We start from the raw sequence: 22,641 nt of genomic DNA, 5'->3' as shown, positions 1-22,641 counted from the left end.
GCCGGACCGGGGACGGCCGTCGCCGCGGCCGGCGCCCGGGCGGGCGTCGCGGCCCTGGCCGGCGCCGTGTTCGCGATCCTGCTGTGGGAGCTTCCCGCGCTGCGGTCCCCCGTCGCCGGGCCGACCCGGTGAGGACCTGAACGCACCCAGGAAAGGAGCACGGGGACATGACGTTCGAGACGACCGCCGGGCTGGCCTGCTGGACGGCCATGGTCCTGCTCGCCCTCGCACTCGTGCGGATGAACCGGCGGCTGCGCGCCGTCGAGGCGCGCGTCCCCGAGCCGGGCCTGCCCGCGGGAGCGAAGGCGCCCGGACTCGACCGGCTCGGGGTCGCGCCGACCGGGCCGACGCTGCTGCTGTTCCTCAGCTCCGGCTGCGGCGGCTGCCCCGCCGTCCTGGAGGAGGCCGAGGCACTGGCGGCCGACCCGGCGAGCCTCCCGATGCGGGCCGTCTTCTCCGGCGACCCGCTCCCCGTGAGCGACGGGCTCATCCCCGTGCACTCCGGGGAGCGGGAGCTCATGTCCGCCTACCGGGTCCCGGGGACGCCGTTCGCCGTGCTCGTCGAGTCGGGCCGGGTCCGCCGGGCGGAGCCGGTCCGCTCCCTCGACCTCCTCAGAGACCTGGCCGCACCGGCTCCGGCGGACCGAGCGAGGGAAGGCGGGACAGGGCGACGCCCAGCGGCGTGATGGCGTGCACCGCCTTGCGGCCCGTCCGCCCGGTGACGATCAGGCCGGCCTCGCGCAGGACCTTCGCGTGCTCGCTGGCCGTCGAGGGGGTGACGCCCAGCAGCCTGGCCAGTTCCGTGGTGGTCGTCCCGCCCACCGCACCGCGGAGCACCGCCGCGCGGGTCGCGCCCAGCAGCGCCGACAGCGCCTCGGACCGCCCGCCGCCCGGGCCGTGGTCGTGCAGTTCCGCCCCGAACTCGGTGGACGTGGGAAAGAACAGCACCGCCGGGCCCCGGCCCTCCCGGTCCTCCAGGAAGAAGGGCCTGCGGCCGCAGAACACCGACGGCGCCAGCACCAGGCCGCGCCCCTCCAGCCTGACCGTCCGCGTTTCCGGAGATCGCACCTCCAGCACGCCGGCGTCCCACCGGGCGTCGGTGGACAGGGTCGACAGCAGCAGCTCGACGCCGCCTTCGGCGACCGTCCGGAGACGGAAGCTGCGCTCCACGTCGATCCTGCTCTGGATCCGGTCCCAGTAAGGGGCGATGGCGGCGCGCCGGTAGTCCCGCAGCGCTCCGCCGAGTTCATGGAGCGCCCGCGGATCTCCGGCCGCGAGGGGCTCGGCGTACGCCGGAAGCTGGGAGAGCGCGGCGAGCTCCCGGACCAACCGCTCCTTCGGCGCCGAGACGACCGCCTCGATGCTCTCGTCCCAGTTCTGCCCCTCCTCCCCGCGCATGAGGAATTCCGCGAACGGCCCCTCGTGCGGGCACAGCGCCAGCAGGATCCGGCTCGATCGCGGCAGGCGGACCCGGGTACGCGAACGCCACCCGTCGAGCGCCCTGCGGCCCGACCGGGTCGGGAGCGCCCGCACGCTCAGGACGGTCTCCCAGAGCGGGTGCGCTCCGGAGATCCTCGTTCTGGCGAGATCGTTACCGGTGAAATGGACATGCAGCATGGAGTGTTCCCCCGTCTCCTCGTATCTGCTGCCTGGCACGGCGAGAAGCAGGGGCCGCGACCGAGAGATCAGGTCGCGCCACGGAACGCACACCCCGCTGGCCCCAGCCAATGGCAAGAACTGCAACCCCGTATGCCATTGGTCGCCTTGATACCTTGTCTAACCCGGAGAGTACTGGCAAGTCAAGACATGGAAACGGTCGTTCAATATCCTGGCACCATCCGCACCCTGCGTGATCACCCACCGCAATTGCCCGCATCATGATTGTCACCGGCGAGATCATGTCGAGCGGGCGGTAAAACGGGTACCGCGGCCGTTCCGCCGGCGGCGGTTCCGGGGAAGTCGGCACCGCGGCCTTCCCCACCAGGAGAGATCCGCGAACGCCGCTGGCCACTTTCGGCCTCAGATCGTCAACTTCGCCGTTCCCGAGGTATCAGCACCGAACGGTTCGGTACCACTACCGGTGAAACACAAAGCCGCGCCGGGCGGCTATCAATTCCGAGAGTATCGGGCTTTATGCCGGCACATCACGCGATGCTCGCACGCTCTTTCCGTGCCGTGCAGCTCCGAAGAAAGGTGCGGCCAATACCTCGGGGCGCCCACCACCACCCGGTACCCACAATTATCACTCGGTCACCAGGCGCCACTTCCGGCGGCGACCGTTCCTCCGGTCGACGCGGATCCGGCGCAGGCGCTCGGCACTACACGGTCGCGAGGACGCTTTCGGCGTCGTCCCAGAGGCGGCGGGCGAGGGCGCCGTCGCGGGCCCTGGGCTTCAGCGGCCTCTCCTTGGCGACGTGGAAGTACCGTCCGGTGCCGCCGGAGTCCACGAGGTCCACGACGGGCGGCGCGGCCCTGCCGACCGGTTTCAGCGCCGGTTTGACCGCCCTCATGAGCAGGCCGAAGGCACCGCCCCGGGTGGTGAGGTCCGTCCGCAGCACGCCCGGGTGCACCGCGTCGATCGTCACCCCGGTGCCCTGCCAGCGCTCGGCGAACAGCGGGACCATCAGCAGGTTCGCCAGCTTGGTGCCGGCGTAGGTCCGCACGGGATGGAAGTCGCGGCCCTCGGGCGTCCGGTCGGGGTCGACCCGGCCCGCGGCGTAGAGGGCCGCGCTGACCTGAACGACCCGGCGCAACCGCTCCTCCAGCAGGCGGTTCAGCAGGAACGGCGCCAGGTGGTTGGTGAAGAACGCCTGCTCGAAGCCGTCCTCGTTGAGTTCGCGCCGGTTCGGCCAGAGCGCCGCGTTGTGGACGAGCACGCTCGGCCCGGGGACGGCCTCGGCGAGCGCCCCGGCCAGTTCCCGGACCGTCCGGACGGACGACAGGTCGCCCACGACCAGGTCGGCGCCGACCTCCCGCGCGGCGGCGGCGCCCGCGTCGGGGCGCCGCGCCACGATCGTCACCCGGTGGCCCCGCCGGACGGCCTCGGCGGCGACCGCGCGTCCCACGCCCCGGTTGCCGCCGGTCACGACGACGCTCGAGTGCTCGGCCATGGCGCCTCCGCCTATCCCGCCGCGCCGAAGCGGGCCCGGCCGCCCGAGATGACCGTCGTCCCGTCCACGGCCGCTTCGAAGAGCACCGCGCCGCCGTCAGGACCGGCGTCGTCCCTCCAGGTGCTCACCTGGAGGGCGTCGCCGGGGAAGACGGGCGCGGCGAAGCGGCCTTCGAGTTCGGCCAGGTCGGCCGGGTGGGCGCCGAGGGACTCGGCGAGCGGGAGGGTGACCGCCGCGAGCGTGCACAGGCCGTGCATGATGGGGCGCGGCATCCCGGCCGCCTTCGCGGCCTCGGGGTCGATGTGCAGGTGGTGGCGGTCGCCGAGCAGCCGGTAGAGCGCCGCCTGGTCGGACGCCGTGGAGGCGGTCAGCACTCCGCCCGGGTCGGCCTCGGGTCGGCGGCGGGAGGACGGGCCGCGCTCGCCGCCGAAACCGCCGCACCCCGGCGCGAACAGCGACCAGGTCGCCTCGAAGTACTCGCTCTCGACCGCCACGTCGAAGACGGCCGCGGAACCCTTGTCCCACACGGCGGTGACGGAGGCGCTCATCTCCACCGAGCCGGAACGCGGCAGCGGCTTCCGGACGCGGAGGCGCTGTGTCCCGTGCACGGCCGTCCGCACGTCGAACGCGCCCGCCGAGCCCAGGACGTCCGGCGCCCACTGGGCGAGGGTCAGCCCGAACGCGGGCAGGACCCGGAGCCTCTCCTCGAAGACCAGGTCGAGGTCCGAGGCGCCCGCGCCCACCGCCAGGGCGTAGAGGATGGGCCGCGTCTCGTCATAGGTGACCGTGCGCGTACCGAGCGCCCGCCCGTGCCATTCATGGCTCATTCGTCCGCCCCCAGGATCAGACCGCTCGTGGGCACGCCGGTCCCCGCGGTGACGAGGACGTTGTGGACGTCGCCCGGCTGGTTCACCGAGGTGCCGCGGACGAGGCGGACGCCCTCGGCGATGCCGTTCATCCCGTGGATGTAGGCCTCGCCGAGCTGGCCGCCGTGGGTGTTGACCGGGAGCCGTCCGCCGAGCTCCAGGTTGCCGTCGGCCACGAAGTCCTTGCCCTCACCCTTCGCGCAGAAGCCCAGCTCCTCCAGCTGCGGGAGGACGAGCGGCGTGAAGTGGTCGTACAGGATCGCGGCCTGGACGTCGGCCGGGGTGAGGCGCGACTGGGCGTAGAGCTGCCGCCCGACGAGGCCCATCTCGGGGATGCCGGTGATCTCGGAGCGGTAGTAGCTGGTCATCATGTGCTGGTCGTTGCCGGAGCCCTGCGCGGCGCCCCAGATCACGGCGGGCCGGTGCGGGAGGTCGCGGGCGCGCTCGGCGGAGACGACGACGAGGGCCTGGCCGCCGTCGCTCTCCTGGCAGCAGTCCAGGAGGCGGAGCGGCTCGGCGATCCAGCGGGACGCCTGGTGGTCCTCCAGCGTGATCGGCCGCCCGTAGAACCAGGCGGCCGGGTTCGCGGCGGCGTGCCGCCGGTCGACCACGGCGATGCGGCCGAAGTCCTCGCTGGTCGCGCCGTACTCGTGCATGTAGCGGCGGGCGAACATCGCCACCCACTGGGCGGGGGTCGAGAGCCCGAACGGGTTCATCCACGCGTACGCGGCGTTGTCGGCGCTGACGTCCATCGGGCGGTCGGCCTGCCCGAGGCCGTAGCGGGTGCCGGACCGCTCGTTGAACGCGCGGTAGCAGACGACCACGTCGGCGACGCCGGTCGCGACGGCCATCGCGGCCTGCTGGACGGTGCCGCAGGCCGCGCCGCCGCCGTGCCCGATGCGGGAGAAGAACTTCAGCTCGCCGATGCCGAGGTTGCGCGCGATGTGGATCTCGGAGCTGGTGTCGGCGGTGAAGGTCACCATTCCGTCCACGTCGGACGGCTGGAGCCCCGCGTCCACGATGGCGGCGAGCACCGCCTCGCAGGCGAGCCGCAGCTCGCTGCGGCCGGACTCCTTGGAGAACTCGGTGGCGCCGATCCCGGCGACCGCGGCCGCCCCTGGCAGGACGCTCATGCGCCGCTCCCCTGTGCTTCGAAGGCCTGTGCTTCGACGGCCGGTGCTTCGACTGCCGGTGCTTGGACGGCGGGCAGCTCGACCACGACGGTGCCGGTGACGTGCGGGCCGATCGCGTTGACGCCGCGCACGGCGATCTCCACCCGGCGGCCGGCGCCGTCCTTGGCCTGGACGGTGCCGGTGAGGACCATCGTGTCGCCCGGGTAGTTCGGCGCGCCCAGCCTGATCCTGATGGCCTTCACGACGGCGGCGGGCCCGGCCCAGCCCGTCACGTACCGGTCGACGAGCCCGTTGGTCGTCAGGATGTTCATGAAGACGTCCTTGGAGCCGCGCTCGACGGCGAGCGACGGGTCGTGGTGGACGTCCTGGTAGTCGCGGCTCGCCAGCGCGGTCGCGACGATCATCGTGCGGGTCAGCGGGATGCGCAGCTCGGGAAGCTCCTCCCCCACCGCCACGTCCTCGTAGTTCCTGGTCACGGCTCCTCCGGTCACGGCTCCTCCGGTCACAGGGCCGCCCCCAGCAGCTCCAGGTCGAAGGAGGCGCCGCCGAGCGTCCCGGAGATCTGCTTGCCCCACAGGAAGTGGCGGTGCACCGGGTAGTCGACGTCCACGCCGATGCCGCCGTGCAGGTGCTGGACGCGGTGGACGACGTTCAGCCCGCCCTCGTCCGACCACCACTTGGCGACGAGCACGGCCGTCTCGGCGTCCTCCCCGGCGGCGATCAGCGAGACGGCGTGCCAGAGGCAGACGCGGAGCGCGTCGATCTCGATGAAGCAGTCGGCGAGCTGGTGCTGCGCGGCCTGGAAGGTGGCGAGCGGGCGGCCGAACTGCTCGCGGCCCGCGAGGTAGTCGGCGGCCATCCGCAGCGCGCCCTCCGCGACGCCGACCTGGACGGCGGCGAGGGAGACGCGGGCCAGCCGCAGCGCCGTGGCCAGCGCGCCGTCCGGCAGAGCCCGCGCGGGGGCGCCGTCGAGGGTCAGGTGCCCGGCGACGTCGCGGCTGGTGGTCTCGGCGCGCTCCCAGGAGACCCCTGGGGCGGAGGCCTCCAGCAGGAACAGGCCCGGTCCCTCCGGCGACGCGGCCGAGACGAGGACGTGGCTCGCGCCGAACGGCGTCGGGACGGCGGCCTTCGTACCGGTCAGCAGCCAGTTCGCGCCGTCCTGGGCGGCGGCGCACCGCGGCGCCGCGGGGTCGGCGGGGGCGAACTCCTCCAGCGCGAGGGTCGGCCGCGACGTCCCGTCCACGAAGCCGGCGGGGACGTCCTCGCCGTGCGCGGCGAGCGTGAGGGCGGCGACGACGGCCGGCCAGACCGGGACGGGGGCGACGGCGCGCCCCTGCTCCTCCAGCAGGACGGCCAGGCCGCCGGCGCCGAGGCCCGCACCGCCCGCCGACTCGGGCAGCGCGACGCCGAGCAGGCCCGTCTCGCCCAACTCGCCCCACAGGCCCTCGTCGTAGCCGTGCTCGGTCCCTTCGGCGTCCCTGATCCGCGCCTGCGTGGCGCGGTCGGTGAAGATCTGCCGGGCCAGGTCCCTGACCGCCTCCAGCTCTTCGCCAAGCGTGAAGTCCATCAGCGCTCCTCGGGGTTGCGAGGCGGTCCGGCCGGGCGGAACGCCGGCAGGGAGAGGTCGGGGTCCGGGTCGATCCAGTCGAGGACGACGGGCATGCCGACCTCCACGTCCGCCGGCGCGACCCCGGTCATGTTCGCGATCAGCCGCGTCCCCTCGGCCAGCTCGATCACGGCGACGACCAGCGGGTACTCGAACGCGGGGTGGCGCGGGTGGTGGTTGACGACGTAGCTGTAGACGTGGCCCTCGCCCGACGCCTGGACGGTGTCCCACTCGAACGAGCCGCACTGCGGGCAGCACGGGCCCGGCGGGTGCCGCAGCGACTTGCAGTCGGCGCAGCGCTGGATGACGAGCCGGTGCTCCTTCGCCGCCTCGAACCAGAACGCGTTGTCCAGGTTGATCGGCGGTCGCGGCCGCAGCGCCTTCGGCTCGGCCGCCTTCTCCGCCGGCTTCTCGGCGGGCTTCTCGGGCGGGCGGAACCGCAGGAGGCGCCACCGCTGCGTGGCGACGACCTCGCCGGCCGCGTCCCGGTACGTCTTGACCGTGCTGACGAAGCGCCCCGCGCCGAGCGCGGTCCTCTTCTCCGGTGAGATCGACTCGACGGTCTCCTCGACGCTGACGCGGTCGCCCGGCACCAGCTCCCGGTGGAACTCGAACTCCGAGTCGGTGGCGACGACGGAGGTGTAGCCGCCCTCGGCGAGCAGCTCGGTCAGCTCGTCCGGCCCGGCGGGGTCGTCGCGGACGGACGCCGCGTACCCGCGCATCGTCCACGCCTGCATCATCGACGCGGGCGCCACGACGCCGTCGCGGCCGGTCGCCTTCGCGGCGTCCTCGTCCAGGTAGACGGGGTTGCCGTCCTCCATCGCCTCGACCCAGTGCCGGATCATGGGGACGTTCACCGGGTCCTGCCCGGTCCGCCGCTCGCCGTAGGGCCGTCCGACCCACGCCTGGAGCCGCGCCTCGTACTCCTCACCGCCGCTCATGACCGCCTCGACCTCGGCAGACCCAGCCCCTGGACGGCGACCATGTCGCGCAGCACCTCGTTGACGCCGCCGCCGAAGGTGTTGACGATGCCCTGCCGCGACAGCTGCTCGATCTGGCCGTGCAGCACGGCGCCCGGCGACTCCGGGCGGATCCGCCCGGCGGCGCCGAGGATCCCGGTCAGCGTCCGCTGGACGTCGATGTGCGTCTCGGTCCCGTAGGACTTGGCGGCGCCGGCCTGCGCGCCGGTCAGCGTCCCGGCCTCCACCGCCATCGTCATCTTCCAGTTCATCAGCCGCATCGCCTCCAGCCTGGCGTGCGTGCGGGCGAGGTCGGCCCGCACCCAGGGCAGGTCGATCACGCCGTTCTCGCGCGCCCAGTCGCGGACGTCCTCCCACAGCCGGATCATCCGGCCGCCGAGCGCGGCGAGCCCGATGCGCTCGTGGTTGAGCTGCGTGGTGATCAGGTTCCAGCCGCCGTCGACGTCCCCGACGACCGACGACGCGGGCACCGTGACGCCGTTGTAGTACGTCGCCGTCACGACCATCCCGCCGACCGTCTGGATCGGGCTCCAGGAGAACCCGTCGGCGTCGGTCGGGACGATCAGGATCGAGATGCCCTTGTGCTTCGGCGCGTCCGGGTTCGTCCGCGCCGCGAGCCAGATGTGGTCGGCGGTGTTGGCGCCGCTGGTGAAGACCTTGCTGCCGTCGACGACGAACCGGTCGCCGTCCCGGACGGCCCGGGTGCGCAGCGACGCGAGGTCGGTCCCGGCCTCGGGCTCGGTGTAGCCGATCGCGAACACGAGGTCGCCCGACAGGATCCCGGGCAGGTACGTCCGCTTCTGCTCCTCGGTGCCGAAGCGCATCAGCGTCGGCCCGACCGTGTTCACGGTGACGAACGGGAACGGCAGCCCGGCGCGCTGCACCTCGTCGAAGAACACGTACTGCTCGGCGATCGACCTGCCCTGCCCGCCGTACTCCTCCGGCCAGCCGTAGCCGAGCCAGCCGTCGTTGCCGAGCATCTTGACGATCTCGCGGAACCGCTCGCCGCCCACGCCCTGCTCGCCGGCGCGGCGGCGCACGTCCGCGGGCAGCAGGCCCGCGAAGTACGCCCTCAGTTCCGCGCGCAACTCGCGATGCGCCTCGGACTCACGCAGATCCATACAGGCCCTTTCTCGGTCAGGGGGGCGGTCGGTCAGGGGAGGAAGCGCCCGCGGCCCGCGGCGGTGAACTCCGCGCGGAGCGCGGCCTTGTCCGCCTCGGTCATCAGGACGTACTCCGGAGAGCCCCGGCCCGCCCACCGGTACACGGGGTCGGCCGTGCGCCAGCCGTCGAGCTGCAGCTCCTTCTTCTTGAGCTTTCCCGACCCGGTCGTCGGCAGCGCGTGCGAGACGCGCACGAAGCGCGGCGCGCCCTTGGTGCCGAGGTCGTCCTGGCGGGCCAGGAACGCGGGCAGGTCCAGGTCCTCGAACTCGACGCCCTCGGGGATCTCGATCGCCGCCATCACCTGGTCGCCGGAGCGCGGGTCGGGCACGCCGAACGCGACCGCGTCCACGATCCTCGGGTGGCGGCGGACGACGTTCTGGGTGAGCAGCGCGGAGATGTTCTCCGAGTCCACCCGGATCCAGTCGCCGGACCGGCCGCCGAAGTACAGGAACCCGTCGCCGTCGACGTAGCCGAGGTCGCCCGTCCAGTACCAGCCGTGCCTGACCCGCTCGGCGTCGGCCTCCGGGTTCTTGTAGTAGCCCTCGAACCCGGCCGCGCCGTGCACGTCGACGATCTCGCCGACCGCGGCCTCGGCGTTGGTGACGCGGCCGTGCCCGTCCAGGACGGCGGGCGCGCAGGTCTCGCGCGTCTCGGGATTGACGACGCGGACGCCGTCGTGGGCGGGGCGGCCGAGCGCGGTCGGCGGCGCCTGCGGATCCCGCTTGATCATGCCCGCGCTCTCGCTGGACCCGTAGCCCTCGACCAGCCGCGCGCCGAAGCGGCGCAGGAACTCGGCCTTGTCCTCCGGGGACGCCTCCGTCCCGAACCCGTGGGTGAGCGTGTTGTCGGCGTCGTCCGGTCGCTCGGGGGTGGCGAGGACGTAGCCGATGGCCTTGCCTACGTAGGTGAAGAAGGTCGCGCCGTAGTGGCGGACGTCCGGCAGGAACCCGGACGCGGAGAACTTCCTCGCCAGGACGACGGTCGCCCCGACTGCCAGCGACGGCGCCCAGAGCGCCATCAGCGCGTTGCCGTGGAACAGCGGCATCGAGCAGTAGCTGACGTCCTCGCGCTTGACGTCGTACTTCGCGCTGTTGTTGCGGCCGAGCTCGGCGAGCCGCCCCTGCGAGCAGCGCGCCGCCTTGGAGGCGCCGGTCGTCCCGGAGGTGAACAGCAGCAGGAGCTGCGTCTCGGGGGTGACCGACTCGTCCGCTTCCGGCTCGCAGGCGTGGGCGGCGACCAGCTCCGGGTAGCCGTCGTCGTCGATCAGCAGGAAGCGGTCGCGCGGGACGCCGATGTCGAGGCCGTCCAGCAGCTTCAGCCCGGCCTGGTCGGTGACGACGAGCTGGAGGTCGGTGTGCCGGACCTCCTGCTCCAGGTAGGCGCCGGTCCGGGTGGAGTTGATGCCGACGATCGTCGCGCCGCCCAGCGCCGCCGCGCCCAGCCACAGGACGTACTCGGGGACGTTCTCCAGGAGTACGCCGATGTGGAAAGGGCCGTTCCGGGGGGAGTGGGGGGTCGCCCCCCCACAAGAGACAGGCCCGTCCGAGCGCAGGTCGCGGGCGAGGGACGCGCGGGCCGCGCTCTCGCGGACCACCTCGTCCCACGTCCACGTCCGCTCGCGGCTGCGCAGGCCGGGCCGGGCGTCGCCCAGCCGGGCCAGCAGCATCGCCGCGATCGTCTCGTCACGCACTCGCGGCACCCCAGGCCGGCTCGGTGGACAGGACGCAGTGGGTGCCGCCGTAGATCGCGGTCATGCACTTGTTGCAGTGGATGCACAGCGACCCGGTCGCGGGCTCGTCCTTGATCCGGTTGATCAGGTCGGGTTCGCGCAGCAGGGCGCGGGCCATCGCGACGAACTGGAAGCCCTCCGCCATCGCGGTGTCCATGCCCGCCTTGTCGGTGACGCCGCCCAGCAGGATCATCGGCAGCTTCACCGCGGCGCGGATCTGCCGGGCGTCCCTGAGCAGGTAGAGGTCCTCGTACGGGTAGGACTTCAGGAAGTGCTTGCCGATCAGCTTGATCCCGAGCTTGGTCGGCTGCTTCATGACGGAGGCGAACTCGTGCAGCGGCGCCTCGCCCTTGAACAGGTACATGGGGTTGAGCAGGGAGCTGCCGGCGGTCATCTGGAGGGCGTCGACCGTGCCGTCGGCCTCCAGCCACCGCGCCACCTGGATGGCCTCGTCGATCCAGAACCCGCCGGGCACGCCGTCGTCCATGTTGAGCTTCGCGGTGATCGCGATGCGGTCGCCGACGGCGTCGCGGACGGCGCGGCCGATGTCGCGCGCCAGCCGGGCGCGGTTCTCCAGCGACCCGCCGTACTCGTCCTTGCGGTGGTTGACCTTGGGGCTGAGGAACGAGCTGGTCAGGTAGTTGTGCCCCATGTGGATCTCGATGGAGTCGAACCCCGCCCCGATCGCCATCCGGCCCGCGCGGCCGTGCGCCTCGACGACGCGCTCCAGGTCCGCGCGCGTGGCGGCCCTCGCCACGGTCTGCGTGGTCATGTGGAAGTGGCGGCTGGGCGCGAGCGCGGGGAGCCGGTTGCTCTTCGGGTTGGCGACCGGGCCGGCGTGCCCGATCTGCGCCTGGACGGCCGCTCCCTCCGCGTGCACGGCGTCGGTCAGCCTGCGCAGGCCGGGCATCGCCTCGTCCCGCCAGTGGATCTGCCGTCGGTCGGTGCGGCCCTCCGGCGCGACCGCGCAGTACGCGACGGTCGTCATTCCGACGCCGCCGCGCGCGTGCCGGACGTGGAAGTCGATCAGCGCGTCGGTGACCTGGCCGTCCTTGGTCAGCCCCTCGTACGTCGCCGCCTTGATCGTGCGGTTCCGCAGCGTGATCGGCCCCAGCTTTGCTGGAGCGAACACGTCGGGCTTCGCGGCGGTTGCCGGGGGGTGCGGGGGGTCGCCCCCCCGCAGGCGGGTCGGGTCGTTCATTGGAAGTCCTCCATCCGGAGTAGACGTTAATCAGCGGGATGTCCGGGCACTCCGGACATCCCGCTGACCGGGAGCATCGACCTGGCCGCGGGCTACGTCTTGTCGCGCAGCGCGGCGGCGATCTGGTCGGCCTGCGACTGCTGCTCGACGAGCTGGCGCAGCAGCCACAGGCGCAGGACGCGGGTGACGGCGGCGGCCAGGTAGAGGGCGGCACCGAGGACGGTCACCGCCAGGAACCCGACGGCGAGCGTCTGCAGCGAACCCACGTCCCGCATGTCGTCCTTGGCGAGCGAGACGTTGTAGGCGACGAACGTCCCGGCGATGCCGGCGACCATGGCCAGGAGCCCGGCGATCCGGGCCGCCCCGTCGAAGCGGGACGTGTCGGTCCTGAGGCGCTGCCGCGCGACGTCGTCCTTGAACCGCTGGCGTCGTTCCTCGGTGAGCATGGTGGGTCAACCTCCCAGGTAGTCGCTGGACAGCCGGTCTTCGATCTCGGCGGGCGGGCCGGCCGCCACCACGCGCCCGTGCAGCATCAGCGCGGCGGTGTCGGCGATCGGCAGGACGGCGCGGGCGAACTGCTCCGCGACCAGCACCGACAGGCCGCCCTCGACCAGCTCGGCGACCGTCTCGTACATCCGGGTGACGATCATGGGCGCGAGGCCCATGGACAGCTCGTCGAGCAGCAGCACCGCCGGATCGGTGCCGAGCGCCCGGGACAGCGCGAGCATCTGCTGCTCGCCGCCGGACATGGATCCGGCGAGCTGGTGGCGGCGCTCGCCGAGGCGCGGGAAGCGGGCGTAGGCCTTCTCCTCCAGCTCCTCCAGCTTCGCGCCGGTTCCGGTGGCGGCCCACAGGTTCTCCCGCACCGTCAGGTTCGGGAAGATCCCGCGGCCCTCGGGGATCGAGCACACGCCGAGCCGGGCGGCGTCCTGCGCCGAGACGCCGTTCACCTTGCGTCCGGCGAACCGCAGTTCCCCGCCGGTCGGGGGGTGCAGGCCCGCGCACACGCGCATCGTGGTCGACTTCCCGCCGCCGTTCGGGCCGAGCAGCGCCAGCAGCGACCCCGGCTTCAGTGCCAGGTCCACGCCGTGCAGGACCTCGATCGCGCCGTAGCCCGCGCGGACGTCCACGAGTTCGAGCAGCGGCTCGGTCTCCGGCAAGGGCCCGTCGGCCGCCGCGCGCGGCTCCGGGACGGCCTTCGGTTCAGGCATGCGACGCCTCCTCCGTGCCGATGTAGGCGGCGATGACCTCGGGCGACTCCTTGATCTCCGCCGGCGCGCCGGACGCGATCAGGGCGCCGTAGTCGAGGACGTGGACGGTGGAGCACAGCTTCATGACGAGCGGCAGGTCGTGTTCGACGAGGCAGATCGCGAGGCCCTCGCCGGCCAGGCCGGTCAGCATCTCCGCGAACGCCTCCGTCTCGCGTTCGGTCTGGCCGGACGCGGGCTCGTCCAGGAGCAGGACGCGCGGTGAGGTCATCAGCGCGCGCGCCACCTCCACGACACGGGCGCGCCCGATCGGGATGTCGGACACGTCGCGGTCGGCGATGTCGGTCAGCCCGGTCCGTTCGAGGACCTTGTCGGTCCGCTCGTCCAGGTCGAAGCGCCTGCGGGAGTTGCCTCGCAGGATGTCGCCGGCGACGCGGACGTTGTCGCGCACCGACAGCGACAGGAACAACTCCAGCCGCTGGAACGTGCGCGCCATGCCGCGCCGCGCGCGCTTGGCCGGGGACAGCTTGGTGATGTCGTCGCCGTCCAGAAGCACCTGGCCGGACGCGGGCTTCTGCAAGCCGGTGATGGTGTTGAACATCGTCGTCTTGCCGGCGCCGTTCGGGCCGATGAGCCCGGTGATCTGGCCTTCGGCCATGGTGAGGCCGACATCGTCGACGGCGGTGTTGCCGCCGAAACGGACGGTGATGCCCCGCGTCTCCAGCAGCGGAGTCTCAGGCAGTGACACGAGAACCTCCCTTCTTCAGGACGGCGGGCAGGCCGAGTTCGCGGTCGAGGCGCGCGCGCAGTTCGTCGGTGTAGGGCTCGTCCACGCCGACGAGTTCCAGCGGTGCCGGGCGGTCGCGCCGCCCCTCGTCCAGGTACATGCGGCCGAAGACGGGCAGCAGCATGACCGCGCACATGGCGACGAGCGCGAACGTCCACGTCCCGATCACGCCGGTCAGCGCGAGCAGGTAGAGGACGACGCCCAGCGCCGCCGCCCCGTACAGGACGGGCTTGGCGTTCCGCGTCGCCCGGTAGCCCTCGACGATGTCGTGGACGAAGCCGCTCGGATGCCTGCCGACGGTCATCCCGACGAGCGCCGTCCCGACGAGGACGAGGTGGCCGAGGACGCCGTAGACCGTCGCCATGCCCTCGTTCTCCAGTGCCAGGTCGCCGAGGGTCGAGACGATGACGGCCGAGCCGACGCCCGCCATCAGCCCGCCGAGCAGGGCGCCGCTGAGGTAGCCGATGCCCGCGACCACGACGAGCATCAGCAGGCCGAGGCTGCCGAGGAAGGAGAAGTTCTCCTGCGCGACCGTGCCCGTCGCGGCGGACATCAGCACGCCGCCGAGCCCCGCGATCGCCGCGGAGATCATGAAGACGCTCAGCTTCAGCCGGACCAGGTTCTGCCCGAGCATCGCCGACGCCGCCGGACTGTCCTTCATCGCCGCGAGCCTGCGCCCGTACCCGCTGCCGCGCAGCGCGGCGAGCCCGACCGCGATCAGCGCGAACAGCACGGTCGCGGTCATCAGCGACGTCGTCCCGTCCCGGAGGTCGAGCGGGCCGGCCTTGAGCGGCGGGACGACCAGCGACCCGTCCGGGAAGAGCGTGAACCGCATCCCGAACAGCTCGTGCTCGGTGGTGTCGCGCAGCACCATGTTCGACAGGAACTCGCCGAACGCCATCGTGGCGAGGGCGAGGTAGAGGCCCCGCAGGCGCAGTGCCGGCAGCGCGACGAGCCCGCCGACCAGCGCGGCCGCGGCCACGGCCAGCAGCACCCCCTGGACGTTCGTCCGGGCCGCGAGGCCGGTGCCCTCCACCCCGAAATGGAACGCCACGACCGTCGCGACCGCGCCGAACGCCAGCGGCGCGAGGTTCAACTCGCCCGCGTAGCCGGTCAGGACGGTCAGCGAGAGCGCGATGATCGCGAACGTCATGCCGAGCGCGAACGTGGTGATCGCGCCGTCCGACAGCAGCAGGCTGTAGAGGTACACGACCGCGACGAGCACGAGGCCCCACACGGCCGCCGACCGGACGGTGGGCGGCCGGTACCGCTCGCGGGTCCGGATCGCGGCCCCGCGCAGCCGGTCCTGGGGCAGCACCACCAGCACGACGAACAGGATGATCATCGGCAGCGAGACGCGCAGGTTGCCCGCGAACGTGCCCGCCGACGGCAGGTAGGCGAGCACGTAGTTCGCGGCGAGGCCGAGCACCATCGCCCCGGCGAAGGTGCGGGGGATGCTGCGCAGCCGGCCGAACATCGCCGCCGCGAAGGCGTCGATCACCAGGAGCGTCAGCGCGGTCGCGTCCAGCCCGCCGCCGCTGATGGGCACGATCAGCACCCCGGCGAGGACGGCGAGCGTGGAGCCGAGCGCCCACGACAGCATCGCGGCGCGCTCGGGGTCGTGGCCGTTGAGGCGCAGCAGGTCGGGGTCGTCGACCGAGCCGCGCATCACGACGCCCGTCCGGCTGCGGGTGAACAGCACCCGCAGCCCGGCGGCGATCGCCACGGCGGCGACCAGGCAGACGATCTCGTGGTACCGGATGACCACGCCGGCCAGCGTGATCTTCGCGCCCGCGCCGAAGAACATGTCCACGGTGTGGGCCTCGTCCGGATTCCAGACCCACTGCGCCAGGTACACGGTGCCGAGCAGCACCGCCACCGTCACGATGATCTTCGTGACGTCGGCGGTGCCGCGCAGGCCCTTCATGATCACCGCGTGCAGCCCGGCGCCCATCGCGGGGCCGGCGAGCCCGATCACGATGATCAGCGCGAGCCACACCGGCCAGCCCCACCGCTCGGTGAGGTGCCAGTACAGGAACGTGCCGAACATCGCCTGAGCGCCGTGCGCGAAGTTGAAGATTCCCGAGGTGTTGTACGTCAGTACGAGCCCCGAGGCCGCGATGGAGTACACCGACCCCAGGACGAGGCCCAGGATCGTGTAGGTCAGGAACGTCGTCATTGATTCACAGCCATGTGGTCGCCGCCTCCGGCGGGTCAGGTCAGGAGGACTGGGGCTTGATGACGTCGCCGGTCAGGAACTTCGTCGAGATCCGGTCGTCGTTGAGCTTCGCGCCCCAGGTCCTGGGGTCGGTCTTGACGACGAACTCGGGGCCGCACTCGAACTCACCGGCGTTCTTCGGCAGGACCTGCTCGTACCTGGTCTTGTCGAGCTTCACCATCAGCGAGCAGGACGCGGGCTTGTTGTCGCCCGGGTCGGTCGGGGCGTGCAGGCCGCCGCCCGTCCAGTCGTGCACCTTCGACAGCTCGTTGATCACGCACTGCCGGGTCAGGTCGGAGCCGCACTTCTGCGCGGACTGCGCCCACAGCAGGAAGGACGAGGTGGCCTGGAGGCCGAGCATCGCGACCTTCCCCTTCTTCGCCTCGACGAGGTCGACGTACTGCTTGACCGCCGGGACCTTGTCCGCGTTCTCCAGGGGCTGGAAGATCATGCCGACGTGCAGCCGGTCGCCCGCGCCCGAGGTGTTCCACTTGGCGACGAGCGTGCTGTACCAGGTCGACTCGAACACGTAGGTCGGCTCGGCGCCGACCCGCTCGATCGACTCCAGCAGGCTGAACTGGCCGGGGTCGGGCGAGTCCGACGACCACAGGTAGCCGGCCCCGCACTTCTTGATCTTCTCGGCGAACGGCATGTAGCTGCTCTCGCCCTTGTCGTTCAGCCGGACGCCGCACTCCAGCGGCTTGATGCCGATGCCCTTCATCGCGCTGGCGATCTTGTTGTTGCCGGTGCTGACGGCCGGGGACGTCGACAGCAGCAGGTCCGTCTTGTCCTTGAAGTCGGGGAACAGCTTCTCCGCGAGGCGGAGCCCGCCGATGTTCAGCATGTCCACCGGGTACGGGACGGCCTCGTACTTCATCGGGCCCATCGACGCGTTCGGGCCGACGGTGAAGCCGGCGACCGTCGGCAGCTTGCAGCCGACCCGGTACTGCTCGGCGGCCTCGTCCATCGCGAAGCCCTGGCCCACGAGCATGAAGTCCTGCTTGCAGGACTCCTGCACCACCTTCGCGGACTGCATGTAGGCGGCGTCGTACTGGTTGCCCTTGATCTTGCGTCCGTTGATGCCGCCCTGCTGGTTGCACCAGTCGATCATTGCGCTGACGGCGTCGCCCATCTCCTTGGACAGCCCGGGCGCGGCGGTGAAGCCGCGGTCGTCGCCGAAGCCGATGGTGATCGTGTCATCGGTGATCCCCTGGTCGGTCCTGCCCTTGGCGTCGCCGGGGCCGCACGGCGACGGCAGCGTGCCGAACGTCTTGCTCGACGCGGCGGCGCCGCCCGAGCCCTTGCCCTCGGACACGCCGTCCGTGCCCGACCGCTCGCTGGAACAGGACGCGGTCACGAGCGCGACCGCGAGGGCGCCCGCTGCGAGGCGTCCGATCTTGTCGACCTTCATCGGTCGTACTCCTTTCACCGGCCGCCGGGGCGGCAAGTGGTGTTTTCGGGCAGGCGGGGGACGGGACTCTGGATGCGAATGGTTCGCGCGCCCCTCTGGTGCGCTCGATGACAGGCCGGGCAGGCCGAACGGGCCAGGCAGGCCGAACGACCGGGTACGCCGAACGACCAGGGACGCCGAACGGGTCAGGTAGGCCGAACGGGCCGGGCAGGCCCGGTGACGGGAGCCGGGACGGTCCCGGCCGGGACGGAGAGGCTCAGCCGAAGTTGGCCTGGCCGCCGTCCAGCGGGATCGTCGCGCCGGTGAGGTAGCGCATCGCCGGCTGGACGAGCGCCACCACGGCCCGGCCGATGTCGTCCTCGCAGTCGCCGATGTAGCCGAGCGGGATCGTCCTGCGGAACTCCTCGGCCTTCTCCGGGTTGTTCTCCGCCCACCACTTCAGGCCCGGCGACAGGGCGTGCGGGGCGATGTTGTTCGCGCGGATGCCGTCCGGCCCCCACTCGGCCGCGGCCGTCCTGGTCAGCGAGCGGAGCGCCTGCTTGGCCGCCGCGTAGGCGCCGTACGTGGCCGGATCCCAGCGGACCATCGCGGAGGTGACGAGGTTGACGATGCTGCCGCCGCCGCGCGCCTTCATGTGCGGATGGCACGCCTTCATGAACGCGAAGGCCGCGAACGGGCCGGTGGTGAAGCCCTTGCGGAACTTCGCGTCGCTCATCTCCAGGAGCGGCCCGTAGGCGCCGGAGTAGGCGTTGTTGACGAGGACGTCGATGCCGCCGAACGTCTCGGCGACCCGCTCCACCACGCCGGGGATCGCCTCGGTCTCCGCGATGTCGCACACGAACGGCTCCGCCGCGGCGCCCCGCTCGCGGATCAGTTCGCAGGTCGCTTCGAGTTTGGCCGCCGTACGGCCGAGCACGGCGATCGCCGCGCCCTCGGACGCCAGGGCGAGCGCGATGCCCTGCCCCACGCCCTGCCCCGCTCCGGTCACAATCGCGATCTTGTCGCTGAGACTTCCCATTGGCTCTCCCGCTCAGTCCTGCGTGCGCGCCCGGTCCGGTCCGCCGGCTTCTGCCTGGTCAGCCCGGTCCGATCAGTCCTGGTGCGGTCATGGTGATGTGACGCGGCGCACGTTAAGGGCCCGGTCCCGCTCAGCGGGAACGACCGTGTCAGGGGGCGCCCGCGGCCGTCCCGGTGAGCGGAATGCCCTGGTGGAGCCCGAGGTGGGGCGGCCGCGGCGGGCGGCCCGGCGTTCGGTTCGCCGCCCACCGCGGGCCGCGCGGAGACCGAGGCGACGTGAACCGGGACGGAGACGGCTCGGAGGTACCGCGGAGACGGCGCGGAGACTCAGCGGAGACGCACCGCTGTTTGGCTCCCTTTCATCGCTCGCTGAAAGGAGCAGTCCGTTGCCATCTACCGTCCGGAAACTGGCCATGGCCTCACTCGCCGTGGCCGCTTCAGTCGCGATCGCACCCGCCGCGTCGGCCGACGCACCGGCCGGCGTGTCGGCGAAACCCGCCCCGGTCAACGCGTCACCCCAGGACGGCCGGGTGACCGTCAAGGCCGGCAGCCAGGCGTGGAGCGCGTGGTTCCGGCTCAACAACACCATGATCCCGAAGACGAAGTGCCGGACCTACGCCAGCGTCAGTCCGGGGTCGAAGATCAAGCTCCGCGGCTACGTCGAGTGCACCCGGCGGACCACGATGACCGTCTACGTCAGCGGCACGAAGAACGGCGGGGCGCTCGGCGGCAAGCAGCGGATGTGCGGCGGTAAGAGCTGGTGCGACGTCGTCCTCTACAAGTCCAACCGCAAGGGCAAGCAGAAGTGGTGCGCCGTCACCCCGATGCCGGTGATCGCCACGATCTTCCACCCGACCACGGACAAGTACCGCCCGCCCAAGGCGTGCATCACCTACTAGGCCTCCGCTCTCCCTGATCACCGGACGGCGACCGGACGGTGGTCGGGGAGGGGCTCGGACCGCGACCTCGCCGCGCACAGGGAACCCTCTCGAAGAAGGGCCGTCCGCGGCCGTCCCGGTGAGCGGAATGCCCTGGTGAAGCCCATGTGCGGCGGCTCACAATGGCGATTCCGGCGAGCAGGAGGGGGTGCGATGGAGAGCATCGCGAAGCTGACGGGTCCCGGCGGCGAGTTCGAGCTCCGCGAGGAAGAGGTGCTGGGAACGCGGCTGCCCGTGTTCGCCCACCGCGCCCGCAGTCTCGGCGAGGTGCTCACCCGGTCGGCGTCCTACGGCGATCGGGACTACCTCGTGACCGCGTCCCGCCGGCTGACGTTCGCCGAGCACGCCGCCGCCGTCGCCTCCATGGCGAAGGCCCTGCGGGACGACCTCGGGGTGCGGCCCGGCGACCGGATCGCGATCAACGCCGCGAACAGCCCCGAATGGATCGTCTCGTTCTGGGCGGCGATCGCCGCCGGCGCCGTCCCGGTCGGCTACAACGCCTGGTGGGCGCCGCGCGAGATCGAGTACGCGCTCGGCCACACCGACCCGAAGGTCGTCATCGCCGACGAGAAGCGGGCCGCGCTGATCTCCGAGGACGTGCTGACGATCGAGAAGGACGTCCCGTCGCTGATGGGGCGCTACCCCGCCGCCGAGCTGGACGTGCCGGACGTCGCCGAGGACGACCCCGCGGTCATCCTCTACACGAGCGGCACGTCGGGCCGCCCGAAGGGCGCCGTCCACTCGCACCGCAACCTCGCCTCGGTGATCGAGTACCACCGGTTCAACGACGCCGTGATGGGCGCGTTCGGCATAGACCCCTCGTCCCGCCGCTACCTGCTCGCGCTGCCGCTGTTCCACATCGCGTCCCTGCACAACCTGGCCGTCCCGCGGCTCGCCACCGGCACCACCGTGGTCATGCATCTGGGCGCCTTCGACGTCGACGAGGTGCTGAGCCTGGTCGAGAGGGAGAAGGTCACGAACTGGGGCGCCGTCCCCACGATGGCGCACCGCATGATGGAGCACGGCGACCTGTCCAAGTACGACCTGTCGTCGCTCACCGCCTTCGCGCTGGCCTCGGCGCCGTCGTCGCCCGCGTTCAAGGAGCGGCTCCAGTCCGTGTTCCCGCCCGCGCGCGGCGCCCTGGTCGACAGCTACGGCCTGACCGAGTCCTGCACCGCCATCTCCGTCGCCACGCCCATGGACATCGCCGAGGCGCCGGGCACGCTTGGCGCTCCGAACCTCGGCGTCCAGTTGGAGATCCGCGACGCCGAGGGCAAGGCGGTCCCGGACGGCACCGAGGGCGAGGTGTGCGCCCGCAGCGCCTACAACATGATCGGCTACTGGCGGGACCCGGAGGCCACCGCCGCCGCCGTCGACGCGGACCGCTGGCTGCACACCGGCGACATCGGCGTGCTCGAGAACGGCCGGCTGCGGCTCACCACCCGCCGCTCCGACCTGATCATCCGCGGCGGCGAGAACGTCTATCCGATCGAGATCGAGAACGTCCTCGCCGAGTACCCGGGGATGTCGGAGTGCATCGTCATCGGCGTCCCGCACCCCGACCTCGGCCAGGAGGTCGCGGCGGTCGTCGTCTTCGCCGGGGACGCGCCCTCGGCCGAGGAGCTGACGGCCTTCGCGAAGGAGCGGCTCGCCTACTTCAAGGTCCCGACCCGCTGGCACGTCACGTCCGACCCGCTCCCCCGGAACGCGACCGGGAAGGTGCTGCGCAGGCAGGTGGAGGACACGGTGTCCTGACCCGCGTGCCCGACCGCGGCATGCGGACGGGCATCGACGGCAGGCTCCGGCGCGGCGGCCGGACGCGCGTCCCGCGCGTCCGGCCGCCGCGCTCGTGCTCGGTCCCTACGTCCATTCCGCCTGGAAGAGCCGGTGGGGGATGCCGTCGGTCCAGCGGCCGGTCGCGGCGAGGGACGCGGTGAGGCGGCCGAGCTCGTCGGCGGCCATGACGCCGCGTTCGCCTTCCACGACGACCACGAGGTTCTCGTCCGCGTGGTCGAGGTACGGGTGCCCGGTGCGGTTGCGGGAGACCAGGCACGGCCGCACCCGGGCGGGGCCGAGCGGCGCGGCCGCCTCCGCGGGGAGCAGTTCCCGCAGGACGGCGAGCGCCGGTTCGATGTCGGCGGCGGAGCCGCCGGTGCGGACCCACGCGGCGATCTCCTCGCGCGTGCCGAGGGGGTTGTCGAGCAGCCCGGCGCCGGAGCACTTGACGTACCAGCGGCCGTCGGGGTAGCGCAGCGGCGACATGACGATCCCGCCGAACAGGAGCTCCCCGCCGCGCTGCTTGTAGTACATGATCCCGGGCAGGTCGACCGCCTCGGGGCCGGGGACCTCGACCAGGACGACGGTGGCGCCGAAGACGTCCATGGCGAGCCCGCGGGGCAGCAGGCCGCCCGCGTTGGTCGACGCTCCCGTGGCGAGGACCACCGTGTCCGCGGTCCACGACGCGCCCGAACCGGCGGTCAGCCCGCGGCGGCGGCCCGGGGGCCCGATCTCGGTGATCTCGTCGCGGACGAGCACGGCGCCGGCGGCCGTGGCTGCGGCCAGCTCGGCGGCGGCCAGGTCGCGCGGGTTGACGATCAGAGCGTCCCGCTGCACCACGCATTCGTGGCCCGGCTCGAACGCCAGGTGCGGGTACCGCTCCCGGAGCCGGCTCTCCGAGAGGTGTTCGGCGGAGTACCCGACGTCCTGGGCGTTCCGCATCAGCCTGCCGAGGTCGAACCATTCGGACGGCTCGTGGCCTTCGGGAGCGGCGGGCATGACGGCCAGCGAATGGACCGGCCGGGTGAACTCCACACCGGTGCGCTCCGCCAGCTCGCCGAACCGCCGTATCGAGCGGGCGGCGAGCAGCGAGGCGACGAGCGGGACCTCGAGGACGTGCCCGAGCCGGCCCTGGTCGTAGTGGCCGGACCACACCCCGTCATGGCCCTTGTGGTCGGCGGGTTCGTCGGGGCCGACGATGAGGACGCGCGCGCCCCGGTCGGCGAGGTGCCGGGCGGTGGCGGCGCCGATGGGGCCGGCGCCGACCACGGCGACGTCGAATTCGGTGGATCGCATGGGGATGCCTTCTTCCGGGCTCAGAACACGCGGCGGGTCTGGGAGGCGGTGTGGTGCAGGTCGACGCCGAGTTGCGGCAGCACCTCGCGGAGGAACGGCTGCGGGTCAACGCACGCGCGGTCGAGCCCGTCGCACGCCCAGCGCGCCATGAGGTTGGTGATGCCGGGCGCGGAACCGCACCCGGTGACGACGGTGACGCCC

Annotated in this window: 21 protein-coding genes; 3 read left to right on the top strand and 18 right to left on the bottom strand. The window is 72.2% G+C overall.

Going from position 1 to position 22,641, the window contains the following annotated elements; translation table 11 throughout:
- Positions 1-167 precede the first annotated feature (167 nt).
- A complete protein-coding gene (locus ABWI07_RS02790) occupies positions 168-686 on the top strand; it encodes a hypothetical protein (protein WP_149262567.1) in 519 nt (172 codons plus the stop codon).
- Here the strand turns inward: ABWI07_RS02790 and ABWI07_RS02785 are convergent.
- The 16 genes from ABWI07_RS02785 to ABWI07_RS02710 all read right to left on the bottom strand — a co-directional run bounded on the left by ABWI07_RS02785 (position 613) and on the right by ABWI07_RS02710 (position 18,431).
- A complete protein-coding gene (locus ABWI07_RS02785; RefSeq protein WP_353817499.1) occupies positions 613-1,617 on the bottom strand; it encodes an ArsR/SmtB family transcription factor in 1,005 nt (334 codons plus the stop codon). The two genes, ABWI07_RS02790 and ABWI07_RS02785, sit on opposite strands and share 74 nt — an antisense overlap.
- 701 nt (positions 1,618-2,318) lie before the next feature.
- Positions 2,319-3,110 carry an SDR family NAD(P)-dependent oxidoreductase gene (locus ABWI07_RS02780; RefSeq protein ID WP_353817498.1) on the bottom strand — a complete coding sequence of 264 codons (792 nt, stop codon included), beginning with the start codon at positions 3,108-3,110 and terminating at the stop codon, positions 2,319-2,321.
- A gap of 11 nt (positions 3,111-3,121) precedes the next feature.
- The gene (locus ABWI07_RS02775) at positions 3,122-3,937 is read right to left on the bottom strand and encodes a MaoC/PaaZ C-terminal domain-containing protein (protein ID WP_353817497.1); all 816 of its coding nucleotides are present in this window, start codon (positions 3,935-3,937) and stop codon (positions 3,122-3,124) included.
- Positions 3,934-5,109: a lipid-transfer protein gene (locus tag ABWI07_RS02770; RefSeq protein WP_353817496.1), complete on the bottom strand. Its 1,176-nt coding sequence runs from the start codon at positions 5,107-5,109 to the stop codon at positions 3,934-3,936. The genes ABWI07_RS02775 and ABWI07_RS02770 overlap by 4 nt, the downstream gene beginning before the upstream one ends.
- Positions 5,106-5,585: a MaoC family dehydratase gene (locus ABWI07_RS02765; RefSeq protein WP_353817495.1), complete on the bottom strand. Its 480-nt coding sequence runs from the start codon at positions 5,583-5,585 to the stop codon at positions 5,106-5,108. Before ABWI07_RS02765 ends, ABWI07_RS02770 begins: the two co-directional genes overlap by 4 nt.
- A 26-nt stretch (positions 5,586-5,611) precedes the next feature.
- Positions 5,612-6,676: an acyl-CoA dehydrogenase family protein gene (locus tag ABWI07_RS02760; RefSeq protein WP_149262561.1), complete on the bottom strand. Its 1,065-nt coding sequence runs from the start codon at positions 6,674-6,676 to the stop codon at positions 5,612-5,614.
- Complete coding sequence (locus ABWI07_RS02755) at positions 6,676-7,656, bottom strand: bifunctional MaoC family dehydratase N-terminal/OB-fold nucleic acid binding domain-containing protein (protein WP_353817494.1); 981 nt, start codon at positions 7,654-7,656, stop codon at positions 6,676-6,678. The genes ABWI07_RS02760 and ABWI07_RS02755 overlap by 1 nt, the downstream gene beginning before the upstream one ends.
- The gene (locus tag ABWI07_RS02750) at positions 7,653-8,816 is read right to left on the bottom strand and encodes an acyl-CoA dehydrogenase family protein (RefSeq protein WP_149262559.1); all 1,164 of its coding nucleotides are present in this window, start codon (positions 8,814-8,816) and stop codon (positions 7,653-7,655) included. The genes ABWI07_RS02755 and ABWI07_RS02750 overlap by 4 nt, the downstream gene beginning before the upstream one ends.
- A gap of 32 nt (positions 8,817-8,848) precedes the next feature.
- Positions 8,849-10,549 (bottom strand): steroid-22-oyl-CoA synthetase, encoded by a 1,701-nt coding sequence (gene casI / locus ABWI07_RS02745; RefSeq protein ID WP_353817493.1) that lies wholly within the window; start codon positions 10,547-10,549, stop codon positions 8,849-8,851.
- Entirely contained in the window at positions 10,542-11,789 is a 1,248-nt protein-coding gene (locus ABWI07_RS02740; protein ID WP_353817492.1) for an NADH:flavin oxidoreductase, read from the bottom strand. Before ABWI07_RS02740 ends, casI begins: the two co-directional genes overlap by 8 nt.
- 92 nt (positions 11,790-11,881) lie before the next feature.
- Positions 11,882-12,235 (bottom strand): hypothetical protein, encoded by a 354-nt coding sequence (locus ABWI07_RS02735; RefSeq protein ID WP_353817491.1) that lies wholly within the window; start codon positions 12,233-12,235, stop codon positions 11,882-11,884.
- Positions 12,236-12,241: 6 nt separating this feature from the next.
- Positions 12,242-13,000, bottom strand: a complete 759-nt coding sequence (locus tag ABWI07_RS02730; RefSeq protein WP_353817490.1) for an ABC transporter ATP-binding protein — start codon at positions 12,998-13,000, stop codon at positions 12,242-12,244.
- Complete coding sequence (locus ABWI07_RS02725) at positions 12,993-13,745, bottom strand: ABC transporter ATP-binding protein (protein ID WP_353817489.1); 753 nt, start codon at positions 13,743-13,745, stop codon at positions 12,993-12,995. Before ABWI07_RS02725 ends, ABWI07_RS02730 begins: the two co-directional genes overlap by 8 nt.
- Positions 13,732-15,963: a branched-chain amino acid ABC transporter permease gene (locus tag ABWI07_RS02720; RefSeq protein ID WP_353817488.1), complete on the bottom strand. Its 2,232-nt coding sequence runs from the start codon at positions 15,961-15,963 to the stop codon at positions 13,732-13,734. The genes ABWI07_RS02725 and ABWI07_RS02720 overlap by 14 nt, the downstream gene beginning before the upstream one ends.
- Positions 15,964-16,003: 40 nt before the next feature.
- Positions 16,004-17,413 carry a type 1 periplasmic-binding domain-containing protein gene (locus ABWI07_RS02715; protein WP_149262553.1) on the bottom strand — a complete coding sequence of 470 codons (1,410 nt, stop codon included), beginning with the start codon at positions 17,411-17,413 and terminating at the stop codon, positions 16,004-16,006.
- A 256-nt stretch (positions 17,414-17,669) separates the two neighbouring features.
- On the bottom strand, positions 17,670-18,431 hold the full coding sequence (locus tag ABWI07_RS02710; protein WP_149262552.1) for an SDR family NAD(P)-dependent oxidoreductase: 762 nt from the start codon (positions 18,429-18,431) through the stop codon (positions 17,670-17,672).
- A gap of 427 nt (positions 18,432-18,858) precedes the next feature.
- Here ABWI07_RS02710 and ABWI07_RS02705 point away from each other — a divergent pair, with 427 nt between their 5' ends.
- Together ABWI07_RS02705 and casG are read left to right on the top strand one after the other, a co-directional pair.
- Entirely contained in the window at positions 18,859-19,329 is a 471-nt protein-coding gene (locus ABWI07_RS02705; RefSeq protein ID WP_353817487.1) for a hypothetical protein, read from the top strand.
- A gap of 192 nt (positions 19,330-19,521) precedes the next feature.
- Positions 19,522-21,123, top strand: a complete 1,602-nt coding sequence (gene casG / locus ABWI07_RS02700) for a steroid-24-oyl-CoA synthetase (RefSeq protein WP_353817486.1) — start codon at positions 19,522-19,524, stop codon at positions 21,121-21,123.
- Between the two features lie 105 nt (positions 21,124-21,228).
- On the opposite strand, the gene ABWI07_RS02695 is transcribed toward casG, so the two are convergent.
- On the bottom strand, positions 21,229-22,440 hold the full coding sequence (locus tag ABWI07_RS02695; RefSeq protein WP_353817485.1) for an NAD(P)/FAD-dependent oxidoreductase: 1,212 nt from the start codon (positions 22,438-22,440) through the stop codon (positions 21,229-21,231).
- Between the two features lie 20 nt (positions 22,441-22,460).
- The gene (locus tag ABWI07_RS02690) at positions 22,461-22,589 is read right to left on the bottom strand and encodes a hypothetical protein (protein WP_353817484.1); all 129 of its coding nucleotides are present in this window, start codon (positions 22,587-22,589) and stop codon (positions 22,461-22,463) included.
- Positions 22,590-22,641: the final 52 nt, after the last annotated feature.

The organism is Actinomadura sp. NPDC000600 (assembly GCF_040492135.1).
Classification (GTDB): Bacteria; Actinomycetota; Actinomycetes; order Streptosporangiales; family Streptosporangiaceae; genus Spirillospora.
The sequence above is the reverse complement of the archived record's forward strand: the minus strand, read 5'-3'. Positions and strand labels throughout refer to the sequence as shown.